The 21015-nt window shown below is 53.9% G+C and carries 15 protein-coding genes and 1 tRNA gene; 12 read left to right on the top strand and 4 right to left on the bottom strand.

What is annotated here, in order from left to right:
- The first annotated feature begins 50 nt into the window (after positions 1–50).
- Together ACYQ0G_RS04360 and ACYQ0G_RS04355 are read left to right on the top strand one after the other, a co-directional pair.
- Positions 51–2198, top strand: a complete 2148-nt coding sequence (locus ACYQ0G_RS04360; RefSeq protein ID WP_460100633.1) for a DUF11 domain-containing protein — start codon at positions 51–53, stop codon at positions 2196–2198.
- 269 nt (positions 2199–2467) lie between these two features.
- Positions 2468–4006 (top strand): hypothetical protein, encoded by a 1539-nt coding sequence (locus ACYQ0G_RS04355; RefSeq protein ID WP_460099742.1) that lies wholly within the window; start codon positions 2468–2470, stop codon positions 4004–4006.
- A gap of 376 nt (positions 4007–4382) precedes the next feature.
- Here the strand turns inward: ACYQ0G_RS04355 and ACYQ0G_RS04350 are convergent, their stop codons facing one another.
- A complete protein-coding gene (locus ACYQ0G_RS04350; RefSeq protein ID WP_460099739.1) occupies positions 4383–5672 on the bottom strand; it encodes a lipopolysaccharide biosynthesis protein in 1290 nt (429 codons plus the stop codon).
- Between the two features lie 284 nt (positions 5673–5956).
- Between ACYQ0G_RS04350 and ACYQ0G_RS04345 the strand changes: the two genes are divergently transcribed.
- Positions 5957–7258 (top strand): hypothetical protein, encoded by a 1302-nt coding sequence (locus ACYQ0G_RS04345; RefSeq protein WP_460099736.1) that lies wholly within the window; start codon positions 5957–5959, stop codon positions 7256–7258.
- A gap of 174 nt (positions 7259–7432) precedes the next feature.
- On the opposite strand, the gene ACYQ0G_RS04340 is transcribed toward ACYQ0G_RS04345, so the two are convergent.
- Positions 7433–8425: an acyltransferase family protein gene (locus ACYQ0G_RS04340; RefSeq protein ID WP_460099734.1), complete on the bottom strand. Its 993-nt coding sequence runs from the start codon at positions 8423–8425 to the stop codon at positions 7433–7435.
- A gap of 952 nt (positions 8426–9377) precedes the next feature.
- Here ACYQ0G_RS04340 and ACYQ0G_RS04335 point away from each other — a divergent pair.
- The 8 genes from ACYQ0G_RS04335 (at position 9378) to ACYQ0G_RS04300 (ending at position 17247) form a co-directional block, all read left to right on the top strand.
- Positions 9378–10205, top strand: a complete 828-nt coding sequence (locus ACYQ0G_RS04335; RefSeq protein WP_460099732.1) for a phytanoyl-CoA dioxygenase family protein — start codon at positions 9378–9380, stop codon at positions 10203–10205.
- Positions 10206–10274: 69 nt separating this feature from the next.
- On the top strand, positions 10275–11147 hold the full coding sequence (locus tag ACYQ0G_RS04330) for a polysialyltransferase family glycosyltransferase (RefSeq protein WP_460099730.1): 873 nt from the start codon (positions 10275–10277) through the stop codon (positions 11145–11147).
- A 580-nt stretch (positions 11148–11727) separates the two neighbouring features.
- Complete coding sequence (locus ACYQ0G_RS04325) at positions 11728–12120, top strand: hypothetical protein (protein ID WP_460099728.1); 393 nt, start codon at positions 11728–11730, stop codon at positions 12118–12120.
- A 166-nt stretch (positions 12121–12286) separates the two neighbouring features.
- Entirely contained in the window at positions 12287–13747 is a 1461-nt protein-coding gene (locus ACYQ0G_RS04320; protein ID WP_460099725.1) for a tyrosine-type recombinase/integrase, read from the top strand.
- Positions 13748–14100: 353 nt separating this feature from the next.
- A complete protein-coding gene (locus tag ACYQ0G_RS04315; RefSeq protein ID WP_460099723.1) occupies positions 14101–14892 on the top strand; it encodes a hypothetical protein in 792 nt (263 codons plus the stop codon).
- A gap of 194 nt (positions 14893–15086) precedes the next feature.
- Positions 15087–15227, top strand: a complete 141-nt coding sequence (locus tag ACYQ0G_RS04310; protein ID WP_460099721.1) for a hypothetical protein — start codon at positions 15087–15089, stop codon at positions 15225–15227.
- Positions 15228–15829: 602 nt separating this feature from the next.
- Positions 15830–16084, top strand: a complete 255-nt coding sequence (locus tag ACYQ0G_RS04305) for a hypothetical protein (protein WP_460099718.1) — start codon at positions 15830–15832, stop codon at positions 16082–16084.
- 482 nt (positions 16085–16566) lie between these two features.
- Positions 16567–17247: a recombinase family protein gene (locus tag ACYQ0G_RS04300; RefSeq protein ID WP_460099715.1), complete on the top strand. Its 681-nt coding sequence runs from the start codon at positions 16567–16569 to the stop codon at positions 17245–17247.
- Positions 17248–17263: 16 nt separating this feature from the next.
- On the opposite strand, the gene ACYQ0G_RS04295 is transcribed toward ACYQ0G_RS04300, so the two are convergent.
- Together ACYQ0G_RS04295 and ACYQ0G_RS04290 are read right to left on the bottom strand one after the other, a co-directional pair.
- A complete protein-coding gene (locus tag ACYQ0G_RS04295) occupies positions 17264–19549 on the bottom strand; it encodes an AAA family ATPase (protein WP_460099712.1) in 2286 nt (761 codons plus the stop codon).
- Positions 19550–19779: 230 nt separating this feature from the next.
- Positions 19780–19856 (bottom strand) — tRNA-Pro (locus tag ACYQ0G_RS04290).
- Positions 19857–19985: 129 nt separating this feature from the next.
- Here ACYQ0G_RS04290 and thyA point away from each other — a divergent pair.
- Positions 19986–20933 carry a thymidylate synthase gene (gene thyA, locus ACYQ0G_RS04285; protein WP_460099710.1) on the top strand — a complete coding sequence of 316 codons (948 nt, stop codon included), beginning with the start codon at positions 19986–19988 and terminating at the stop codon, positions 20931–20933.
- Positions 20934–21015: the final 82 nt, after the last annotated feature.

The raw sequence follows: 21015 nt of genomic DNA, 5'->3' as shown, positions 1-21015 counted from the left end.
CCGCCGCCAGCCTCCGCGATGTCCTGACCCAGGCAGCCGTCGCCATATGGGTGATCTTGCTGAGCTTTGGCCTGTCTTCCCCCGCTGCCGCGCAAACTGCCACCATCGATTGGGAAACCGCCAACTTCCCCAATCTGAACGGCGTGCCCAACCCCAGCACCGTCACCGGGTCGGACGGCACTACCGCGACCGTTTCCTTCAACTCGGTTCGGAGGGGCTCAGGCTCTTTCAATCCGGTCTACGGCGAATTCCTAAGCTATTACAACGGCACTATGGGGGGAGCCTCCCGTCCGCTTCTGCTCAATTTCGACAATTCAAGCTACGATCCCAACGACAAGATCACGACCGATTTCGTGCTCAGTCGCTCGGTCAGAAACTTGAGCTTCTCCATCACCGATATCGATAATGGACAGTTTGTCGACGCTATCGAAGTCTACTACGATAACGGATCTGGATCATTCATCAACGCTGCGACCAATGCTGCTTTCTGGTCGGCCGGTAATGCTGCAAGACGAACTGACGACGCCGTCGTAAATGGCTGGCGAGGAGTGGATAATGCCGACAGTTCCTCCACGTCCGGGGACATCCGGTTCACTTTCAATGACACCAGCGTCAAGCGTATCCGGATCGTGTATTTCAGCTACACCGGCGGGTCATGGTGGTCTAACAATCCAAGCGAGCAATTCGCGGGGATTTCGGACTTTACCTACACGGTTATTGGTGCCGATCTATCTCTGACAAAGACCGTTGTCGGTCCGGCTCCGGTTCAAGGAGGTGCCGTAACATACCGTCTGACCCTGGTGAACAGTTCCACCTCGGTAGAGACCGCCAACAACATCGGCGTGCGTGACGACTTTCCCAGCCAATTCACTTTCTCGTCGGCATCGGGAAGCGGCAGCTTCAATTCTTCGACCCGGATCTGGTCGGTCGCCAGCCTCGCTCCGGGCGCCTCGGTGTCGCTCACAATTACCGGAACCGTGTCCGCTAATTCTGGCACGACCGTAACAAATATTGCGGAGGTGATAGCGAGCAGTGCGGTTGATCCCGATTCCACGCCGAACAATAATTTCGCGAATGAAGATGATTATGCGAGCGCAAGCTTCGTCGTAGCCAGCGGAAGGGTGGCAGGAACACCACCGCCTCTTACTTGCCCAAATGGCTCGACTTTGTTCGACTGGGATGCAAACTCGGTGAGCTGGGCGGATGGCTCCACGAATAACAGTTATGCTCTTGGCAACTATGGCAACATCGGGTTCGCGATCTCCAATCCCGGTGCCTACCTCGATAACCCTGAATTTGGAGGCAGATCGCCTACGCTACAAGACACCTTCACTGGAGGACTTGCACCAGCACAGCGTAATCTCGCTGTTGTGGTTAATCAAACATCCCGATCGAATTCCGCCACGATAACGATCACTCTTCCACGAGGCTTCGAGGGCGTGCAATTTACGCTGTTCGATGTTGATTATGCCCCAAACCAGTTCGCAGACCGAGTTACTGTAACCGGAACATCATCAGGAAATTCGGTTACCCCCGCGCTCACCCATGGAAACGCCAACTATGTGAGCGGAAACACGGCGATCGGCGATTTCGCGTCCGACAGCGATTCCGGAATGGGGAATGTGGTTGTCACATTCGCCGGAAAGGTAGACCGGATAACGATAAGTTACGGCAACCATTCCACTGCGCCGGCTGATCCAGGGCAACAAGGGATCGGCCTGCACGATATCCAGCTCTGCCGACCCCACACCAGTCTGAACGTGACGAAGGTAAGCCGTGTCGTATCAGATCCTATCAATGGCGCGACTAACCCAAAGGCCATCCCGGGTGCTTTGGTGGAGTACCTGATTTCAGTCACCAACACAGGGAAAGAACCAACCGACCCGAACACGCTAATCGTGCGTGACGACGCACCTGCAAACGCGAAAATGTGCCTGACCGGCTTTGGGGGAGGCACCGGACCTGTACTGTTCAACGTTGGGTCGCCTTCTTCGGGCCTGAGCTATGTTTTTACAGTGCTGAATGACACCTCCGATCGCCTGGACTTTTCCTCCGATGGTGGGGCGACGTGGGCATACACGCCATCTCCCGACGCGGACGGATGCGATGCAGAGATCACTGATTTCAGACTGCGTCCCACTGGAGCCTTCGCAGCGTCCACGACCTTTACCGCCAAGGTGAGATTTCTTGTCGAATGAATGCGCTTCCCAGTAGGGGAGTGAGACAAGAAGGGTTAGTGGCGAGCACGGTTCGATTTAAGATCAACTTGCTCAGCCACGAAACCTCCGAGGCCTGATCTAAAGGATGGACGCTCACATCATTCGTTTGATAATGGCAGAGCCGATTTGCAGAGGTAAAGCTCGATCCATTTTAAAGCGAGCCGTATAGATGAACCTTGGGTTCTATGCCCTCGAATGATCATCCAAAATCAGGTCGAAAAATTTTAACCTAACGAGGGTTTGGTAGTTTGACACGTCCGCAAGCTTTTGGTCTTTTCAGCAAATTCCCGCAAGGGCTGATCTTGCTGATCGATGCCAGCATACTTGGAATTTTCGGCGCTTTTTATGGGGAATTTTACTCGATTCACCAAGATCTTGCGGGAGCGCTCTTATCGAGCAAACTGGCTTCTACGCTCGGTCAGTCTTTTGCTAACTACAGCTTGTACTTACCGCCAGCTGAAAAGGTTTGGTATGCTATTCCCGTCTGGCTTGCTGATTGGACGGGATTGCGGTTGGACGTCTCGGCAGTTATTTTGACTGCTATTACAGTACTTGCCTCGGCCCATTTAGCGTTTTTTATACGTCGCCAGGCAGTGGGAGCTTCGGTGCTCTTTTTCGGATTTTCTTGCCTCATTCTGGCCGTGCCGGCAGTGATGTTCAAAAACGTTTTCGGCTTGCGTGAGCACATAGTTATTTTGGGTTTATGGCCCTACCTCGTGTTGAGGATTTCAGATCCAGATGGCAATTTAGTCGGCCAGAAAACCCGCTTTGTTTTAGGGCTTTGGCTCGGCGCAACACTGTTACTCAAATATCTATATAGCGTCGTGGTCCTGATGGTGGAATTGGCGAGTGCGGTAGACAGGCGTAACGTATTTTCTTTTTTCAGAATAGAGAATTTGATCTCTGGTGGAATTGTGGCGCTCTATCTATTTTTCTGGTTGGCGATTGATCCATCACAGAGAGAAGCAATAGCCATAATGGTAAGTGCAATCGATGGGAATTTGAAAAGCTTCGAAGTGAATTTGTTGCAGGCCATTTTTCACTTGGCATTGTGCGTACCGTTATTAGCCTTGGGGTATTCGAGAAAGATTCCTCTGAGAATCATTGCTGTAGGTTTGGCTCTTGTTGTCGCTACGATAGTAGCGTCTTGGATGCAGGAACGTTGGTACAGCCATCATCGATATCCTGTCATGATGGCATACTTGGCTTGGCTATGGATAGCGCGACCTTACCTCAATCTGGCTTGGCTATTTGCTTTAGGGTTCTTAGCGCTCTGGCCGATTGTGGGTGAATTTCGCGACACAAGCCGATACCAAAGATCCGTACAAACTGTTCAGAACGTCATGCGGCAAGCAAACATATCGGTTGCTGGAAAGGATGTCGGTCTTCTGAACATGCATCCTTCACCTTTTAATCAGTACTTGGCAGCAGCCGGCGCTACACGCTGGAATGCAGGGCAAAACATTGCGTATGTCGCGGCAGAACTTAAAGCGTATGATAGTGTCGAGTATGCCTCTTCGTATCCGCAAAAAGTGACATTGAGGGACAACGGCCGCGGAAAATTACACAGCGATATGCTGCGGTTGTGGGAAGATTCACCCCCGGACGCACTAATCCTGGACCAAAGCACTAGTTGGCCGCTTCGTCATATCAAAGTGAACTGGAAAAATGTTTTCGCTAATGATCAGCGGTTTGCAAATATAATGAAAGAATATCGACCCGTTCTAGAATACAGAGATCATGCGCTGTCTTTCACTTATTTTGAGCGGATAAAAACAGTTCAATAAAAACGCCATTAAAAAAATTAATAATAGGTTGCTGATTTCAAATTTGTTTTGGTGACCATTTTTTGATGCGAGGGTGCGGGTGGATTACCTTCGGGGCAAAATAGGTTTCTCGAAGTAGATATGTTTTCTGGGCGAATGGCCGAACCTGCGGGTGCGATTGTATCTGTACGTTGATCGTTGATCGTGGTGTAGCGACGAGATTTTTGGTCGACACCAATCCACCCAGTCTAAATCCGTTCTGTGCTGTCATCTAGGTCGCGTACAGCCGCATCGAGAGATGCTTCGCCAAATTTGAGTGGGCGTCCCGTCTCGCTACCTGCGCCCTCGGGGATTCATCAGTTTTTCGACTGGGCCTAATTTAGCAGAGACGATCTCCCTATCCATGGGCGACCTTCCCTTGCTTTTCTGACGGCATCCACCGTGCCAATACCAAACAGCTACTGATAATGAATGCCGCACCAAAGGAAACCACTGTTGCGAGCATGATGCCTCGCACGCCCCAAGTTTGCACCCACTCAATGCTCAGCCAAATATTCAATGCAATGGTTATCATGCTGAGTCCCGACATTAGCCGAATGCGCTTATCGAAATGTAGGAACTTCATGTTGTGTACGAAGTATCCTTGGAGCACAATGGCTGCCATTATATAATGCATTAGCGATATTGCACTGTGAAAATCGTCTCCCAGAATTATAGGAGCTACAAATCTTGCCGCTAAGTAGAATACTAAAGCTGCGATTGAACTTATCATGAAGTAAAGTGCAGATACGGAAGCGATCTCTCGCATTGATCGCGCATTTCCAGACTTTAATTTGCGGAAGAGCCAAGGTGTCCAAGCGAGAACAAAACTGTAATTGACCATCCAGAAAGCGGAGGCGAAAAGTGCGGCGACGCCGTAAATTGCACTAGCTTCTAAACCAAGATAATGCGCCGCTATGACTTTATCCGTTGTAGCCACCACCATGATGACCGCTCCGGCAGGCCAGTATATAAAGCCAAATGAGGCAATATCCCGATAAAACGAGCGTTGTGGTATGCGGAGTAGTGCGGGGATGGTAAAGCCCAGCAACTTCAATGAATACAGCGTGGCCACCGCCATGCTGAGCATCCTTCCCAGCACAACGCCCCTCCATCCCCATCCAGCAAGAAGAAATAGCAGGATGAATGTTATGCTGAGGCCTGCTTGCAGAGCCTGGGTAGAGAGAAATGCTCCCCTTCTATTATGGAATTGCTGCAGCGCCAATGCGGTGTAAAAAACCTCATACAGAAATGCAGCTAAAACAATACTTGTCAGCCAGCCTTGGGGAAACTGTGTAGCTGCTGAAATTATCTCGTCGAACACGACACACATGATTGAGGTTACAACTGCCAAAGCACTCATCACAAAGAGCGCGGTGTGCGTGAATCTGTCGAGGCGGCCTTGATCAAAATCATAGAACCGCATCCGGATGGCATCTTGCGTGGTCAGGCCAACCACTGGCCGCATGAACGTCGCATATGTCACAAACAAAACCCAGACGCCGTACGCAGTCGGGTCCAGCATGCGTGTCAGAAGGGGGGCAAGCAGAAAAGGAACGAGTGCTTCGATACTGTTGGCTAGGGTATAGAATAGCGATTGGATCGCTAGAAACTTCTTGGCTTTCAGAGTGAGTGCGTCGCGGTTCATGTGGTCAATCCGTGCCCGTGCGGCTGTTCCGACTGCCGGAACTTGTGCTTCACAATCGGTAAACGGAAATTCTTAACGTTTCGCTGCGATAAGATCGCCAGTGGGTTGGGTCGAACTCCCCGCATCCGAAAAGTTTGATGGTGAGGTACTTCAGCGTGGCTTTCAATGCAGTAAAGACTGATGGTTCATACCAAGTTCGATCAATTCCGAATGCGGTGGAAGTGGTACACGCATCACTGCCAGGTCGCTACACGCTAGCACTCGCGTTGCGAATAGTGCGACGAATGGAGACCTCTGCCAGTCGTTCTGCAGTCTTCAATGAAATCAAGAGCAAGAATGCTCTCTATCGCTTCGTAGATTGGATTTACCAATCTTGCGATGATCGCATTTTCAAGCCGCTCCTGCTCTTTGCCTACATGCTCAAATGCGTGGCTTGCACCGGCCCTTCCTGCGTAAAAGGCACCGAAGAAGCGGTAGCAATTTCCCAGTTCCCTAACGAGCATCGCACGATTGATCGCGTAGAGTCCCTTGTTCCACAGATCGAAGTGTTGCGTATATCGTTAGCACTTCGTCAATCATTCGGACGTGAACAGTGGCGCGCGACTGCCGCGCTAATTCTTACTGCCGGTCGGATTTTTCGATTTTTGCAGGTGCTGGCTCGTTCGCATAATTTCATGCCCTCAGCGCGAATTGCCGGTACATTGGCCTTTTATATTCGGTTCTCTTATCTTTTTACGGAGAGGCCGGGGCTTGAGGCGGCAATCGTGGCAAGCAATTACAGTCCTGAAGCTGTCGGAATGGCTGCTGCCGCTCACAGAAAAGACCGGCGCGTAGTTTATGCCAATCATGCTCCGGTACCAGCGAATGCAAGCTTTATCCCGCCCGTTTTAGCGGATTGCGCCCTCGTGTACGGTGAGGCAATGAGCCAAACCTACATACAGTCTAGCAAATGCACTGCAGAGATAGCCCTAATCGGCCAACCGGGCGCGTCTGAGCCGATGAAATTTAAAGAAGAAGTGAAGACGGTCGGAATATTCCTGACTGCAGGAACACGTGTGGAAGTGCTGCAAAGCCTTATCGCTAGCGTTTTACTTGGCTTGCCTTTTGCACGAATTATCATTCGACAACATCCTGTAACTCTTTTGCAGAGTGATTTTGCTGAAATCGGGTTGGATGATCTAAATGTGGAGGTGACGATAGGAGAACCATTGGAGGCTCAGATAGCTGCTTGTGACATAGTAATATGTGGAAATAGCGGGGTGGCGCTAAATGTCGTTAGCGGAGGTCGACCAGTTGCATATCTTTCGAGCTTAGATGACGGTAAATTCGACACTCTTGGTTTCGTCCAGAGCAGGCTGATCTATTCAATGCCTTGGTGGACTGACGACCTTTATAGCCGCCTAAACCATTTTTATCAGACTTCAGGGTGGCAGGACACTATGCGCCGATACGATGCGGCGTATCTTGTAGACAGGGACGCCCTGAATATGTCGGCGCGAGAGGTGTTGATGCGCCATCTAAAACCGTCATCTTCATCGACCGAAGCTCAAGCTCCAAAAGTGTCGAAAGTTTTGGTGAGTGCTTGAGGGAATAAATTTATAAATCACTTTGAAATACGAAAGTCGGAAAATTTTAGAGCTCTGGGAGCGGATTTTTCCCAACGATGTCGTGCCATGAACAAGGCGTATTCTCACAAAGAAGGACTGTTGAGCTGAAATTGAATGACTTGCACCCCAATTTTCGATGGCCAATCTTTTGCGTCAGGGAAGGGTGGAAATCGATCCGGTCTTTGCTCTCAAAATCCGCCGAGCAGGCTTTTCGAGCCCATAGTAAACAACCCACGCGCCAATGAAAACCATCGCGAGATAGATGGCGAAGCTAAGGCCTACGCCTATGTTTAATAGGCCTACGACCTTATTAGTCAAAAGGCTGACGAACGGGTGGATTAGATATGTGCCATAGCTCAAGTTACCTAACAGCGAGGCGAGAACGACAAAATGTTCTGGAAGCTGGCTGCGATACGCGAAGTACACTGACGCGAAAGCGAGACTCGTCAGGATGAGAAACGAAAACCCATACTGCCTCGTGTCTCCTGGCCAAGCGAGCGAATAGACCGCGATCAAAGCGAAAGCCGCAAGGGAAAGAGCAAGCGCTCCCCTCTGCTTTGCCGAACCGGCTTTGTAGATGAGAAATCCCATCAAAAAGAAGGGCGTGAAGGTGAGCGGGTTAGTGTAGAGAACCCAATACTCATCTTGTCCTGAGATGGCGAACAAATAAGCTTGCTGGGCAGCGACAGCGGTCACACATATCAGGCAAATATGCCAAAAACGCAGGCGCGCGAAGCAGAGTATCAGTAGCGGCAAGACCAGATAGAACTGCAACTCTATTGCTAACGACCACGCGCCCGTCACAGTCGAGGTGAAGCCCGGAGGTGTCAGCGCCATCATACCGGTGCCGGTCAAAACGGCGCGCGCGAGAACCGATGGATCATAACCCATAGTTACCGACGAATGAGCGAGCCAGAGGACCGCCACCATAAGCAGCAACGGTAAAATCCTCGCAATCCGGTTGCGGAAAAAGGTCGCAGCATCATCGAAAGCGATACCATCTGAAAAGGTACGTTCGTAAACCAGCATCATCGTGAGAGCGGAGAGGATGAAGAAGAGATAAACCCCGAACGTGCCAAGTGAATATAGGTCGACATCATTCGCCCACGCCATTCGATGATACACCGCTATTCCAATAGCCGCCAAACCTCTGATTTAATCTAGCCCGTGGTGTCGTTCTGCTAATTTTACGTTGACCATTTTCTCCCGTTAGGGCGGGTCGATAGGATTGTCACTGCTAACTATCGGGGCAAACCGCATTTATAGTCGCCATCCTTCGCGGCAGCGCGCCAACTAATGATGCCATGTTCGCTGGGACCCATTCAGCGAAAATACGCGGGTGGCCCAGAGTGCGATTAGGAGACCCACACCCCGCTCGAAAAGAGTGATGTTCTATCCCGCTTGCAGACTTTCTAACCCTCTCCGTACTCGCAGCTAGGCTGCACCTTCCCAATGGGCTATTAGACCGCAGAAGTTGAGGTCGCCAGTATTCAGTCGAACATCGCAATCGCCGCAATAAGGGGGGGGGCTTATTTCGCCCAGAGCCGGCAGTAGGTTACAGCGACGCGCTCACGGTCGCCCGCAGGAAAGGAGTCAGACCAAAAACTATGCGAGGCCAGCGAACCCCATTCTAAGACGGTTGCGCGCGCCACCGAGCGGCGTCCGATGAGAAGGTGCCCCTTAGCAGCTAGGCCAGTACCTCGACTTCATAGAACAGCTTCCTGATCCTATTCGGTCAACCAGCTGTGGCTGATAATTAGGATCATAGAAACGGCCCGCAAGCTCGCGGACAGGCCAACAAAGACTATGGTCAGAAGTATAATCGCGACCCTGCTGCTCTCACGGGCAGGCAGTGACGCGCGGCGACCAGCGACCAGAGCAGCCGTAACCATGATCGTATCTAAAGTAGCACCTCCCATAGCCCACCAGCGGAATGAGTCGGCTAGGCGACTTTCGAGGCCACCCATCACGGCCACCCCGCAGAAACGCGCGTTCAGAGGTTTGGCTTGGACCACGGGTTGCTGCGAAACCCGCCACTTGTGAGTACGACGGTTTAAATCTAATCTAAGGGTGACCACCGCCGACTGGAGGCACAAGAATGAATTTGGATGTCGAAAAATTTTGGAACGACGGGTTTTTCATCCTTCGCAAAGTATTGCCACCGGCCAAAGTTGCGCGTTGGAGAGATGCCGGGTTTCAAGTTGGACCAGTGGATTTGCTTTCCGACGACACGCTTGCCGAGGTGGTTTGTGAGCCGGTTCTGATTGACGCCGCACATCAAATACTTGGGGGGCAGCCTGTCTATTTTGGGGACTCTACGGCGCAGCGCGGCACGGGCGCAGGATGTGGCTTTCATAAAGACAATTCTGATCGTTTAGATGTCAATGCACCTGACTGGAAAGTTGACCGCTACCCCATCATTCGCTTCGGCATTTATACCCAGCCCCACGGTCGGCTGCCTTACGGAATCGATTTTCGCCAAGGCTCGCACCATCATCCAAATTTTGATACTGGACGGGTAGTGAGTGCCGAGGTGGAGGTGGGAGATTTGGTTGTCTGGAACGGGCGCACCACCCATTCCGGCAATAGCCATATCTTCAAATTAACAGGGCGCAGATTAGAGCCTAGGCCCACTAGCCTAGCAGTTCGGTTGACAAATAAGTTTGGTCTGTCTGCGCTGTTCCGTGACCATCCAGAAGAGAGAATGGCCCTCTTCGCTAGCTACGCTTTGGCAAGTCCATCACTGGACCGCCATATCGAATATCTGCGGCAAAGAACTTATGCCGTAGAGATGTGGGAGCGAAGCGAATGGAGCCCGTATGCGCGCGATTTGGCGAGCGAAGTAGGTCTTGCTCTCTTGGACACCACGCAGTTCGCCCGCGACGGACGGCCTCTTCATGCACAATACCATGCGATCCCATACTGAAGAATCGATGCGATTCTGGGCTTCCTTTTCGCTTGCAGGATGACAATGTCTCGTGGCATCGGCAGGCCAATGCACCGTCCTTCCCACTTGGGTACGCACTCGCAGACCGCATTCATCGTCACCAAACCGCTGCAGTTCATGATCGCAGACATGATAGCGCGTCAAGAGAATGAGGGAGAGCATATCGACTTCCTCGTTGTGGATCTCTTCGCCGGTGCCTCTGATTTCGTGGAGCGCTTCAACCGCCTCGACCGAGAGAACCAGCGCGCCATCTACTTCGCCGAGCAGCGTGCGGCGTACGCTCACGCCGCTGAAGCAGAGTACGGCATTGTCCATACCAACTGTGACGTCGGTTTTCGCATCTACCAGATGCTGAAGCGCTTCAAGGGAAAGTCGGTGCGCGTCTATGAGGAAGGTGTGGGCACATACCGGAACGACCTCTATTCCGGCTTCAAGCGCAGGCTCTTACATGGGCGCGGGATCGGGACGGTTTTCGGGGGCTCCGATATCGCTCAATTCATCTATGTCTTCGATCCGGCGAGTTATTATCAGCGCGTCCAGGGTATCCGCGCCATTCCGGTGAAGATTGACGGAAGTGTGGCAGGGTATGTGTCCGAAAACCGGACAATCCTCAGTCACCTGTTCGGGGCAGGCGATCAGGAACCTTCCGACAAATCTGCTACGGTCTACCTGTCCGATTGGGATGTCGACCAGCGTATTGTTGCCCGTCTCAGGAAAGAGGACCCATTCTTCCTTAAGCCGCACCCCCATCGCAAAGAGAGTCTCTCCGGAGAAGATGTGCTCCCCGGCGGCGTACCGGCCGAAGTGCTTATCACCATTCTGGCGCAAGCCTATCGCAGCCTCACGGTTTACCACCACGGTAGCAGCGCCGCCCATTACCTAGCTGGGATGCCGGGTGTAGAGTTCAGGCGCGTGAATTAGAGCGACACCAACGTCCCGGCCGTGTCTCCTGCGGTGCATTTGTTAGATAGATTGGCTGAATTATAGAGAATGCCGCTCGCAACCCTTTTGCCTGTAGTGGGGGCGGCCCTTACCTCCTTATTCAAAGCCGCCGTGCCATTGATATCGAACTTGTAGCCAGGTTGGTGATTCGAATTACTTGCGCCAGAACGAAACTGAAGGTTTCGCTCGAATTGATATCTAATTCCCCAGTACCCGCCGGATTGGCCCGCATTCCAGCCATCAACTCCGCATCGAGATAATTTGATCGGGTCCCTTGATGCTTCCCGGCCTCGGCCATGCCCTAAACTAGCATCGAGGGCCTTGGGGTAGGTTTCTGTCGCGGGGCGACGCATGAAGCGAGCGCATGCGCCCGCCAAGGATATTGCACCACGGAAGCTGCTGTGCTTCCTGGTGGCAAGCGTTGCCATACGGACACCTCCGACGCCGCGCACGATATCACGACCGTTCCAGCGCAAGAGCCGGGGATTTCGCAGGCGAAGGTGCTCCGCCTCAAACAGAAGGAGGGGGGCAGACAAACAAGTTTCGTCCGGAAATCCCTGTGCCGGAACAGTTCGGCAAACTGCTCGACGCGACCGATGGCTTCTTTGTTGAGGTCGGTTCGGTCCGCAAAGCCTTCGAGGCGATGCTCGAAGAACTCGGCCTACCTCGCGAGCGCGAGACCGGTCTAAAGCTGATCCGCCGCTCAATGGCGCACGAAGTCAGAAAGAGAATCGGGGAGGCGCAATGGCGCCAGGGTGAGATCATGCGAGGCCATCGCAAGGCCTCGACCAGCGACCTTTACGCACTGTTTGACCCGGCCAATCTCGGCTTCGCACTCGAAGGCACGAGCGCGATCATCGACGAGATAGAAACCAATGTTCCAGGCGCTTTCGCCGCAGCGACACCGGACCGCAAATTGGTCGAAGGTTGTAAAAATGAAGAGAAACGCTAAAATATCAGCGCATTATGTTGGTCGGGGAGAGAGGAGACTGAGCTACGCGATGCTCAACCCCGCAGAATCCCGACAATCATTGCAATACTGTGGGTTATGGCCCTACAGACCTGCCCCACAAACCTGCCCCACAAACCTGCCCCACACGGAGCTTCGGAGGGCAGAGATGGCGGCGTTGAAGCAGCGACATAATAAATGGGAAGCGAGGGTTCGCGTACCAAAGAATATTCGAGAGTCGCTAAACGGCAAGCAGATGCTCTACCGAACCCTCAGTGCCACTGACAGGCGCGCAGCGAAGGTCGAAGCAATGGCGTGGGAGGCCGACCTCAAAGCTGAGTGGGAGACGCAACGCTTGGGGAGCGCCGCGCCTTTAGCCGCACTCCGCCGGGTCTACGAAAGTGTTCGCGAGAAGTCTGAGCGCGGGGAATACGTCCTTCAGGGTAATCGCGAGAGCTTCGATGAGATAACCGCCGGGATAGAATACGAACTAGGAAAGCTTGAGGAACAGACCGGGGGAGGGGAGCTGTCAGAAGCTCAGGCTGTAAGGCTGATGGCTTTGCAGGATGCCAAGGAGCAGAGAGAGCGCGGCTACGTTGAACCCCGTGGCGAACTAGAGCTAAGCTTTCGAGAACTGGCAGGTGAGTACCTTCAGCTTTGGCGTACTACCGCAGGACTTAAGCCGACAAATACTGAGCAGCAAAAGAAAGCGACCTTTGACCTCTTTCAGTGCTTCTACGGGGCCAAGCCCATCCGCCAAGTGCGCCGAGGAGACGTCTCGCGTTTTGTGGATGCGCTGAGACAAATGGATCCTAACTGGGCACGCACGGGCAAAGCTAGACAGGACGGTTTAACGATGTCTTGGACGGAACTGCAAAGGCGCTTCGGCGGAAGAGATCGAGGCCTCTCTGACGCGACTGTTAATCGACACATGGGAACACTTTCGGCGTTCTGGAAGTGGGCGGAAGGCCGTGAGTATTGCGAGGGCCGCAACCCGTTCGACGGGCATCGGAGAAATCTCAAACAGGGAAAGAACAAGCAAGGGTATGTTGCATGGGAAGCGGAAGAGCTGAAGGCACTCTTTGACCCACCGCCTAAGCGCCGAGACCTGCAGGAGGTGATACTGGTAGCGCTCTATTCCGGAATGCGCCTTAATGAGATCGCCTCCCTGACCAACGGCCAGCTAAAGCGTCAAGGCGGCGTAAATTATATCGATGTAACAGATGCCAAGACATCGGCTGGTATCCGGAAGGTGCCTCTTCATGATGAACTTAAGTGGTTGTATCGAAAAGCAGAGAAAGGACCCGAGGACGCTAGGCTCTGGCCAGCTTTCACGGATGAAGGTCCGGGCAAAAAACCGGGCGGGGATGCTGGTAAGGAGTTCTCTCGCTTCAAGCGGTCACTCGGGTTTAATGACCGCCGGAAGGTATTCCATTCTTTCCGAAAGAACGTTGTCGGACAGCTTGAGGCTGCGGGGGTTCCTCAGAACGAGGTTGCCCAGTTGATAGGTCATGAGAAGCAAGGCCTGACTTTTGGCACCTACGGCAAGGAATTATCGCTCACGAGGCTGGCTGAGGTCATTGCGTTGATTGAGTATCCGAGCTGCGGTTTACCGAAACTCGGTATCTAGTAGATTGGGCCGAGCGTGGCTAGGTATGGGGACAGTTTGATTAACCCTCACCCTTGGAGAGGGAACCCTTCCCCCCCCGGGTCAGATACACTGAAAGAGAACTGTAAGAGAACCTTAGGTGCACTGTAAGTGACCCGAAGGATCCCTGTCAGTTTCTCTTAGAAACTACTCCTTCAAGTAACTCTCTAAAGGGGTGGTGTGTTGGGCGTTAAGCCCTGAGCGACCTCCTACCTTCCCTTCCTCCGTACGAAGCCCGACGGTCTCCTCCCGAGGAGCCGAAGGAATAGCCGCGTCCGCTTGCGACGTATTCATAAATCCAACCGCCTGAGATTGCTCGGGCAGAAACTCCCATTATGACTGATACTAATTCCACGCCTTCCGGCGGCGACGAACTGCGCGCCGTTGTAACTTCAACCGGCAGCGCCCCTCAGATCCCCGAAGGGATCCCAGAGGACGACCAGCCCTACGCTCAGCGCATCATGGGCATGGATCCTATCAAGGATGTGCCCGGTAATGCCACCATGCCGGAAGGCCGCAGGCTGGCACCGATGAAGCTAGAGGCGCTTTCGCCAGAGATGCAGCAAGATGTCCGCGACCAGCTGGACAAGCTGCCGCCTAGCATGCGCGAAAGCGAAGAGCCGCGGCTGGTTCGCGAGAGAGCCGAAGGCGAGCTATCTCGCATCCGTCTTATGACGGGTCTTGGAAAGAGTGCGCTTCCCTATCACAAAGAGATGGTGTCCGTTGCACGCGAGTACCGTGACCTTGCGAGAGAGTGGAACCGGTACAATGACGATCTCAATCGTGTCTCTGGTTACACCACCACCACTGACCCACAGACAGGCGAAGCCATCCCTGAAGAAGTTCATGCCATCGGAGGCGTGCGCAGAACTCACTACGAGAACCACATGCGTGACCTAGAGCGCCGCATGCGACTTCTGGTCAACGAGGACGGCAAGCCGGGTATCGAAGCTCAAAATCGTACCCGTGAGGCTTTGAAGGAGTCTATTGCACTCATCAAGCGACGCGAGAGCGAAGCGGCAATCCAAGCCGATATTCAGCGCCGAGCCGCCGAGATAAATCGTGAGAAGCGGGTAGAAGACCAAGCTCAGCTACTGGCTCGAATACAACGCAACGGGGTCAATTGATGAGGAGCCGCAAGCCGAAGGGCTACGGTCCAGCAGCCCGTAAAAGTGAAAGGCCCTACGTCGATATGAATCGACCCGGGTCACCCGAGTATGCCGCCCGCCACCGCACGACCTCCCGCGAGATCATGCCGGGGATGACGCGCATCGACATCGGAACTGCTTCCTAATCAACACATCAATCGAGGAGACCGGCCATGCAGCGCCGTCAGCCACAATATCAGCGACCCCTTGGGACACCTTCGGAACCCCTGTGGGAGGACGTGAAGGCCGCGCTGGCGCTGGTCTTCCCGGCGAAAGATCAGTCTTATGACCAGAACCATCCCGGCCGCGCTTAGCCGCTCTGAAACCGCCCTGACGGGGCATTGGGGCTATGCGTGAGCGAACGGCCCTCATTACGCAGCGCCATCGACGCCCACTGTCGAGAGTGCATTTACGATCCGATAGAGCCGGGTCGCTGGCGACAGCAGGTCGAAGCCTGCACCACCACGCGCTGTCCGCTCTTTGCTGTCCGCCCGGTGCCACGGTCGCGCTCCTAGCAGCAGCTCTTGGGGGCTGAAGGACGCCGTCATTCTGGTTTTCAGAAACATTGAAAGCCGTGTGGGTGTCTCAGTCCCCTGCCACCCCTCAATCAACTTATGGACCAGCCTCAGGCTGGCCTTGGAGGCAATATGCCTAGAAAGAATATCCCGGTGCCTGTGCCATCGGGGAGCAAGTTCTGCCACTCATGCCAGACCCCGCACCCGCTCAGTGGCTTCGGAAGCCATCGCGGTCAGAAAGATGGTCTGAACTCACAGTGCAAAGCCTGCGCACGAGCATCGAGCAAGAAGTCCAGGCACTTGGCAAAACTGGTCGAGGATACAGCGAAGTTGGTGCGGTCCATCCCTGCTCAAGTGAACCCCTACGAACTTCCTGTAGAGCCGATGTCGGTGCCGTACCCATGAGCCGCTACAAGAACTATCGCGGCCTGCGTGGCGAGACCATTCCTGTTCTCGCTGCTTCGATTGCAACCCGTGACCGCTTTCCGATAGCTGAGTTCGCCGACAAGATCGCCAACGAGCCTCAGCGGGAAGCCTTGTCCTACTTTTGCATGGAACACGACTACCCCTCCGTGCAGAACTATGCGGCTGCGCAGCTACGAAGATTTGCGCTCGGTTTCGAGGCGAGGGCTGCACCCCCTCGCTATGGGCGTTAGTTTTGGCGCAAAAATCCGAAGCGGCATAAACGTATCAGACCGACGCGCCTGCCCCCGTGGGGGTGGGGTGTAGGTAGAGAGGCCTGCGCCGCTCCTTCGGATCCCGAAAGGTTATCCCGCCGGGGTCCTAGGGGCGGCGCAGGCCGCACCCTTTAACGGGGCGGGGTGGGGGAAGTGCAGATGGCGTCCGCTCCTTCCTCTCTCTTGCCGCCGAGCAGCTTGTCCAAGCGTGCATGCACTTCTTCAGCGATGCCTTTAGGATCCCTTGTGGTCACTTGATGTCCTCCCTGTTGAGTGATGGGAGCAGCCCTATGTGCACATATCGCGAAGCTGAGAACCACATACTTCCGCATGGTCGAAGGTAACGAGTCGAGCCGAGTCCGTTTCGCGATAAAGCGAGCAGCGACCCATCGACAGCCTGCAAAACTTTGCCTTACAAAATGGCCTAACGACCGTTTGATCGTTTTGTAAGGAACCTAATCATGTGCCGAGTTGCTGCCTACTATCGAGTATCGACAGACAAGCAGGGGCGCTCTGGTCTCGGGCTGGAAGCTCAACGCCAATCCGTCCGCGCTTTGTGCGAGGCGAGGGGGTGGGAGATTGTCTCCGAGTTCACCGAAGTGGAGAGCGGTAAGCGCAATGACAGGCCGCAACTCAACGCTGCGCTGGACCACGCCCGCCTGACAGGTGCGAAGCTGGTAGTCGCGAAGCTCGACAGGCTTAGCCGCGATGCAGCCTTTACCCTGCAGCTCCGCAACAGCGGCGTGGATTTCACTTGCGCGGACAACCCGGACGTAAATCGGCTCACCATCGGACTTCTGGCGGTTATCAATGAAGACGAGCGAGAGCGTATCTCAGAACGGACTAAAGCGGCTCTTGCGGCTGCCAAGGCGCGCGGGACGAAGCTAGGCAACCCGAACGGAGCGAGGGCACTCCGGAGGGCCGGGAAGGGGAATCGCGCGTCCGTTGCGGCTATCCAAAGCAACGCCGACAGGTTCGCTGAAAGCCTCAGGGGCACAGTGGACAGCATCCGCCGCAAGGGCATCACAAGCCTTGCCGGGATTGCTTCGGAGCTGAATGCGCGTCACATGCGAACCGCAAGGGGCGGCAAGTGGCATGCGTCGTCCGTCAAGAATCTGATGGTTCGCCTGCAGGCCTCCTAGGCCCTGCTTTTTTCATCTAGATGGCGTTAATTAGACGCAATGCATCCTGTACGATCGAGTGAAGATCGTCTGGGTCTGGCGGGGATAGAGTTGCTACCATTGGGTCATCACCATGATGATCCTCGGACGTCGAGTCATTGCAATGCTCCAGATCTTCAAGCTGCAGAGCGCAAGGGTGAGCGCTTCCGCCATCTCGTATTTTCTTGACGATAGAGCCAAGGTAGTCGTCTCGTTGAAAGTGGACGGGAAAGGTGCGGCGATAATGAGTCTCCAGCACCGTCCGCACCGCCCTAGTGACATCCAGTGGTTCGCCCTGCTTGTTGGCGAGGTAACTCCTAAGCTTTTCAACATCGATTGCGTGACTATCACGGCAGATTACATCGAGGTCGGCCTCGTCAATTGAAGCCCATTGTTCTGGTCCCTGCAGTCGCACCTGATAGGCCGCGCATGGTGTGGCCTTGAACCGCTTTTTTATACGCCGAAGAAAGTACGCGTCGTGGGAAAGCACGATGACCTGAGCGCACTTGTCGCAAAGCTTGCCAAGATAGTGGACGGTCCTTTTCTGCCGATGTGTATCTTGGCTGCTCAAGGGGTCGTCGAAGACGACGATGCGTGACGCGAGATCCGTCTCTCGATCCAAGCCCGCTAAGAAAAACGCAAACGCTAGAGTTGTCTTGTCCCCTGACGAGAGCGTGTTCTTAAAAGTGGGAACAGCCTCTGACGCGTCTCGTCTGCCGCGCTTAATGGGATGGCCGCGCACGATGAGCCCATAGTCAACCGATCCGCTGTTCCCGGTCATTGCATTTGAAATCTTTGAGATCGCGAAGCTTGCACTAAACTTTTCGAGGTAGTGGTTCACCCGATCATGGTAGTGTGTCGCAGATGCAGTGTTGGCCGCTTTGAGACGATCTTGAACGAGCGATCTGATCTTTCTCGCGCGCTCATCGGCGCGGAGCGCTCGAAATCGAACATCGATCCGGTGTTGTACGTCATCATCACCGCGGCGCTTGCGCTTTTGAAGCTGCTCCACCTTGGCTTTGCATTCATCTTCAGTCTTCTTGGGTCCCGAACGCTTCGCTTCGGCCCGCTCGACCACGCTATTGATCGCAGCATTGTACTCTGTGAGCACTTCGATAGCCTTGGCTACCTGCCCTTTCGCGTCGGCAAAAACCGTCTTAGAGTCGATTGTTTCGAGCGGCGATTTTAGTTTTGCGTTCAGCACGGGCGAAAGCATTTCATGCGCTGTCTTCATTGCATCGAGCGCCGCAGTGGGATTGGCTAGAATGATGTCCTTGAAGTCACAGAAATCGCTCCACTCCTTGATGCGGGTTTCATTCTCAGCGACTGCTTTCCCCAATGCCGCTTGCCTTTCGACGCCTATTGCAGCCTCGGTCGCTCCGACGATTGCTCGAAGATCGCTAAGGTGCGCTTGGTATTGCTCTCCGAAAATCTTTTCGTACAGCCCGACCATACCTTCGGCATCAACATTGTCGCGGGCGCAGAAGGGGCAGGCCTCGTCGGCAATATGCTGCAGCCCGAATCGAACCCATTCTTCGCCGTCCTTGCCAAGCTTATGCTTAGTAAAGTGCTCCGCTAGACGTTCCCGTGATTCTGCTTGGATCCCCTCGACTGTCAGCGCCGTCTTCTGAGGTATGTCGTCCGACAGAGTGGGAATAGGGAGAGCCGAAGGCAGTTGTAGAGATTGAAGACGAGAAGACTGGCGAGCTGCGTTCCCATCCAGCTTGGCTGCTTCAATCTGGTCATCAATGTCCAGTGGCGGGACGCTCCCGAGAAACTCTTCCAGCGACATCCCTGAGGGAACATCAGCCTCGACCGCAGCGGTAGCAGCTTTCAATGTCGCCGCCCGTCTCTTCGCGGCCTCTTTGAACCACTCCAACTGCTTCGCGAGTTTGACGCCAGCCTTGCCGAGTATGACGGTGAAGAGCTTACGGTCATGATCTAGATCAATAGCTTCGCCTGCGAAAAGGTTGTCTGTGATGAACGAGCGGTCAAAGACCTCTATATTGCTTTCCGACTCCCAATCACCGTCCGTGAACTTATTTCTAGAGCCATCATTGAATAGAAGAATTACCTCAGGCTTAGCACCTCCATTGCCTAGGGTTTTGCGGCCTATGACCAAGTCACAATCGCCGCAGCTTGCAGATCGCAGTATTGACGAGAAAGTGGTCTTTCCCCTTCCGTTCCGGCCATAGAGAAGTGTGAGTTTATCGAACGTCGGCTGATTGGGCGTAGAAAACGCCCGAAGAACTCCAACGTTTTTCACAACGGCCTTGCTTAGCATCGGTCTATCCGTGGCTCATTCTAATTAGTAGGATAAGTACCGAATAATAGGCACTTCACAACCCGCACACGTATTGAGATCGGCTCGATCATTGAAGGGTCATGCAGTCCCCAATGAGAGCAACAGGGAGCCGCCCGCAGAACCTGCCCCACGCGCCTGCCCCACGCGCCTGCCCCACACTAACTATTGCGGGGAGCGCAAGGCATTGATTTGATAAGGAAAAGCGAAGTTGGTCGGGGAGAGAGGATTCGAACCTCCGGCCCCTGCCTCCCGAAGACAGTGCTCTACCAGGCTGAGCTACTCCCCGACCGGATGCGTGGCGGAGGTGATCCCTCCGCGAGGCAGAGGCGGCCCTATAGGTGTGGATTGTCTAACACGCAAGCGCGCTTTTGCAGGTTTTTGTACCTAAGACCGATGCTCGTTGAACGAGTACTCTATGACCTCCGAAAAACCTCATTTCGAACAGCAATATCTCGATCTCATGCGGCAGATCTGGCTCGAGGGTGACGAGCGGCTGGACCGTACCGATGTAGGTACGAGGTCGATTTTCGGTGCGACATTGCGGTTTGACCTCGCCGAGGGGGCTATGCCGCTGATCACGACGAAGAGAGTATACTGGAAAACTGCCACTCGCGAATTGCTGTGGTTCCTTACCGGTAACACCAATATCCGTCCGTTGGTCTTGCAGGGGGTGAAAATCTGGAACGAATGGCCGCACGCGCGCTATGTCGAGCAGTCTGGCGATAAAATTACTCTCGACCAATTTGTGATGCGAATAGCTGATGATGAAGCGTTTGCCGCAAAATGGGGCGATCTGGGTCCGGTGTATGGCAAGCAATGGGTCGATTGGCCGACCTATGACCCGGTCGAAGGAGGGCTTTTTCGCAGAGGTCGCGGTATCAATCAGGTTGCCGAGGTAATTGAATCCCTGCGTTCAAATCCCGGCAGTCGTCGTCATATAATCGAGGGCTGGAACGTAGCAGATGTCCCCCGCATGGCCCTTCCGCCCTGCCACAAAACCTATCAATATCATGTGTCGACCTGTCTGGATGGAAAGCCCTATCTCAACGGTATTCTCTATCAGCGAAGTTGCGATGTCGCTCTGGGCCTGCCGTTCAATCTCTGGTCGGGCGCACTTTTATTGAGAATGATTGCGCAACAAGTAGATATGCAGCCTGGGGAGTTTGTGTGGATGGGCGGTGATACGCACCTTTATCTCAATCACGAGCATTTGGTGACGGAGCAGCTTTCCAGAGAACCACGCGGCGTTCCAACGCTCGAAATCACTCGGCAGCCGGAAACGATATTCGACTATCGGATAGAAGATTTCGCGGTGAAGGATTATACCCCGCACGAACCTATCAAGGCTCCGGTTGCGGTCTGAAATGTGCGCATCGATGGCATCACTTGACCGGTCTTGGCTTGTGAAATAAAATATCGCCGAAGAGTAAGATTGCGTCTGGGAG

The organism is Qipengyuania triglochinis (assembly GCF_054655615.1).
This window is presented reverse-complemented; position numbering and strand designations above follow the sequence as displayed.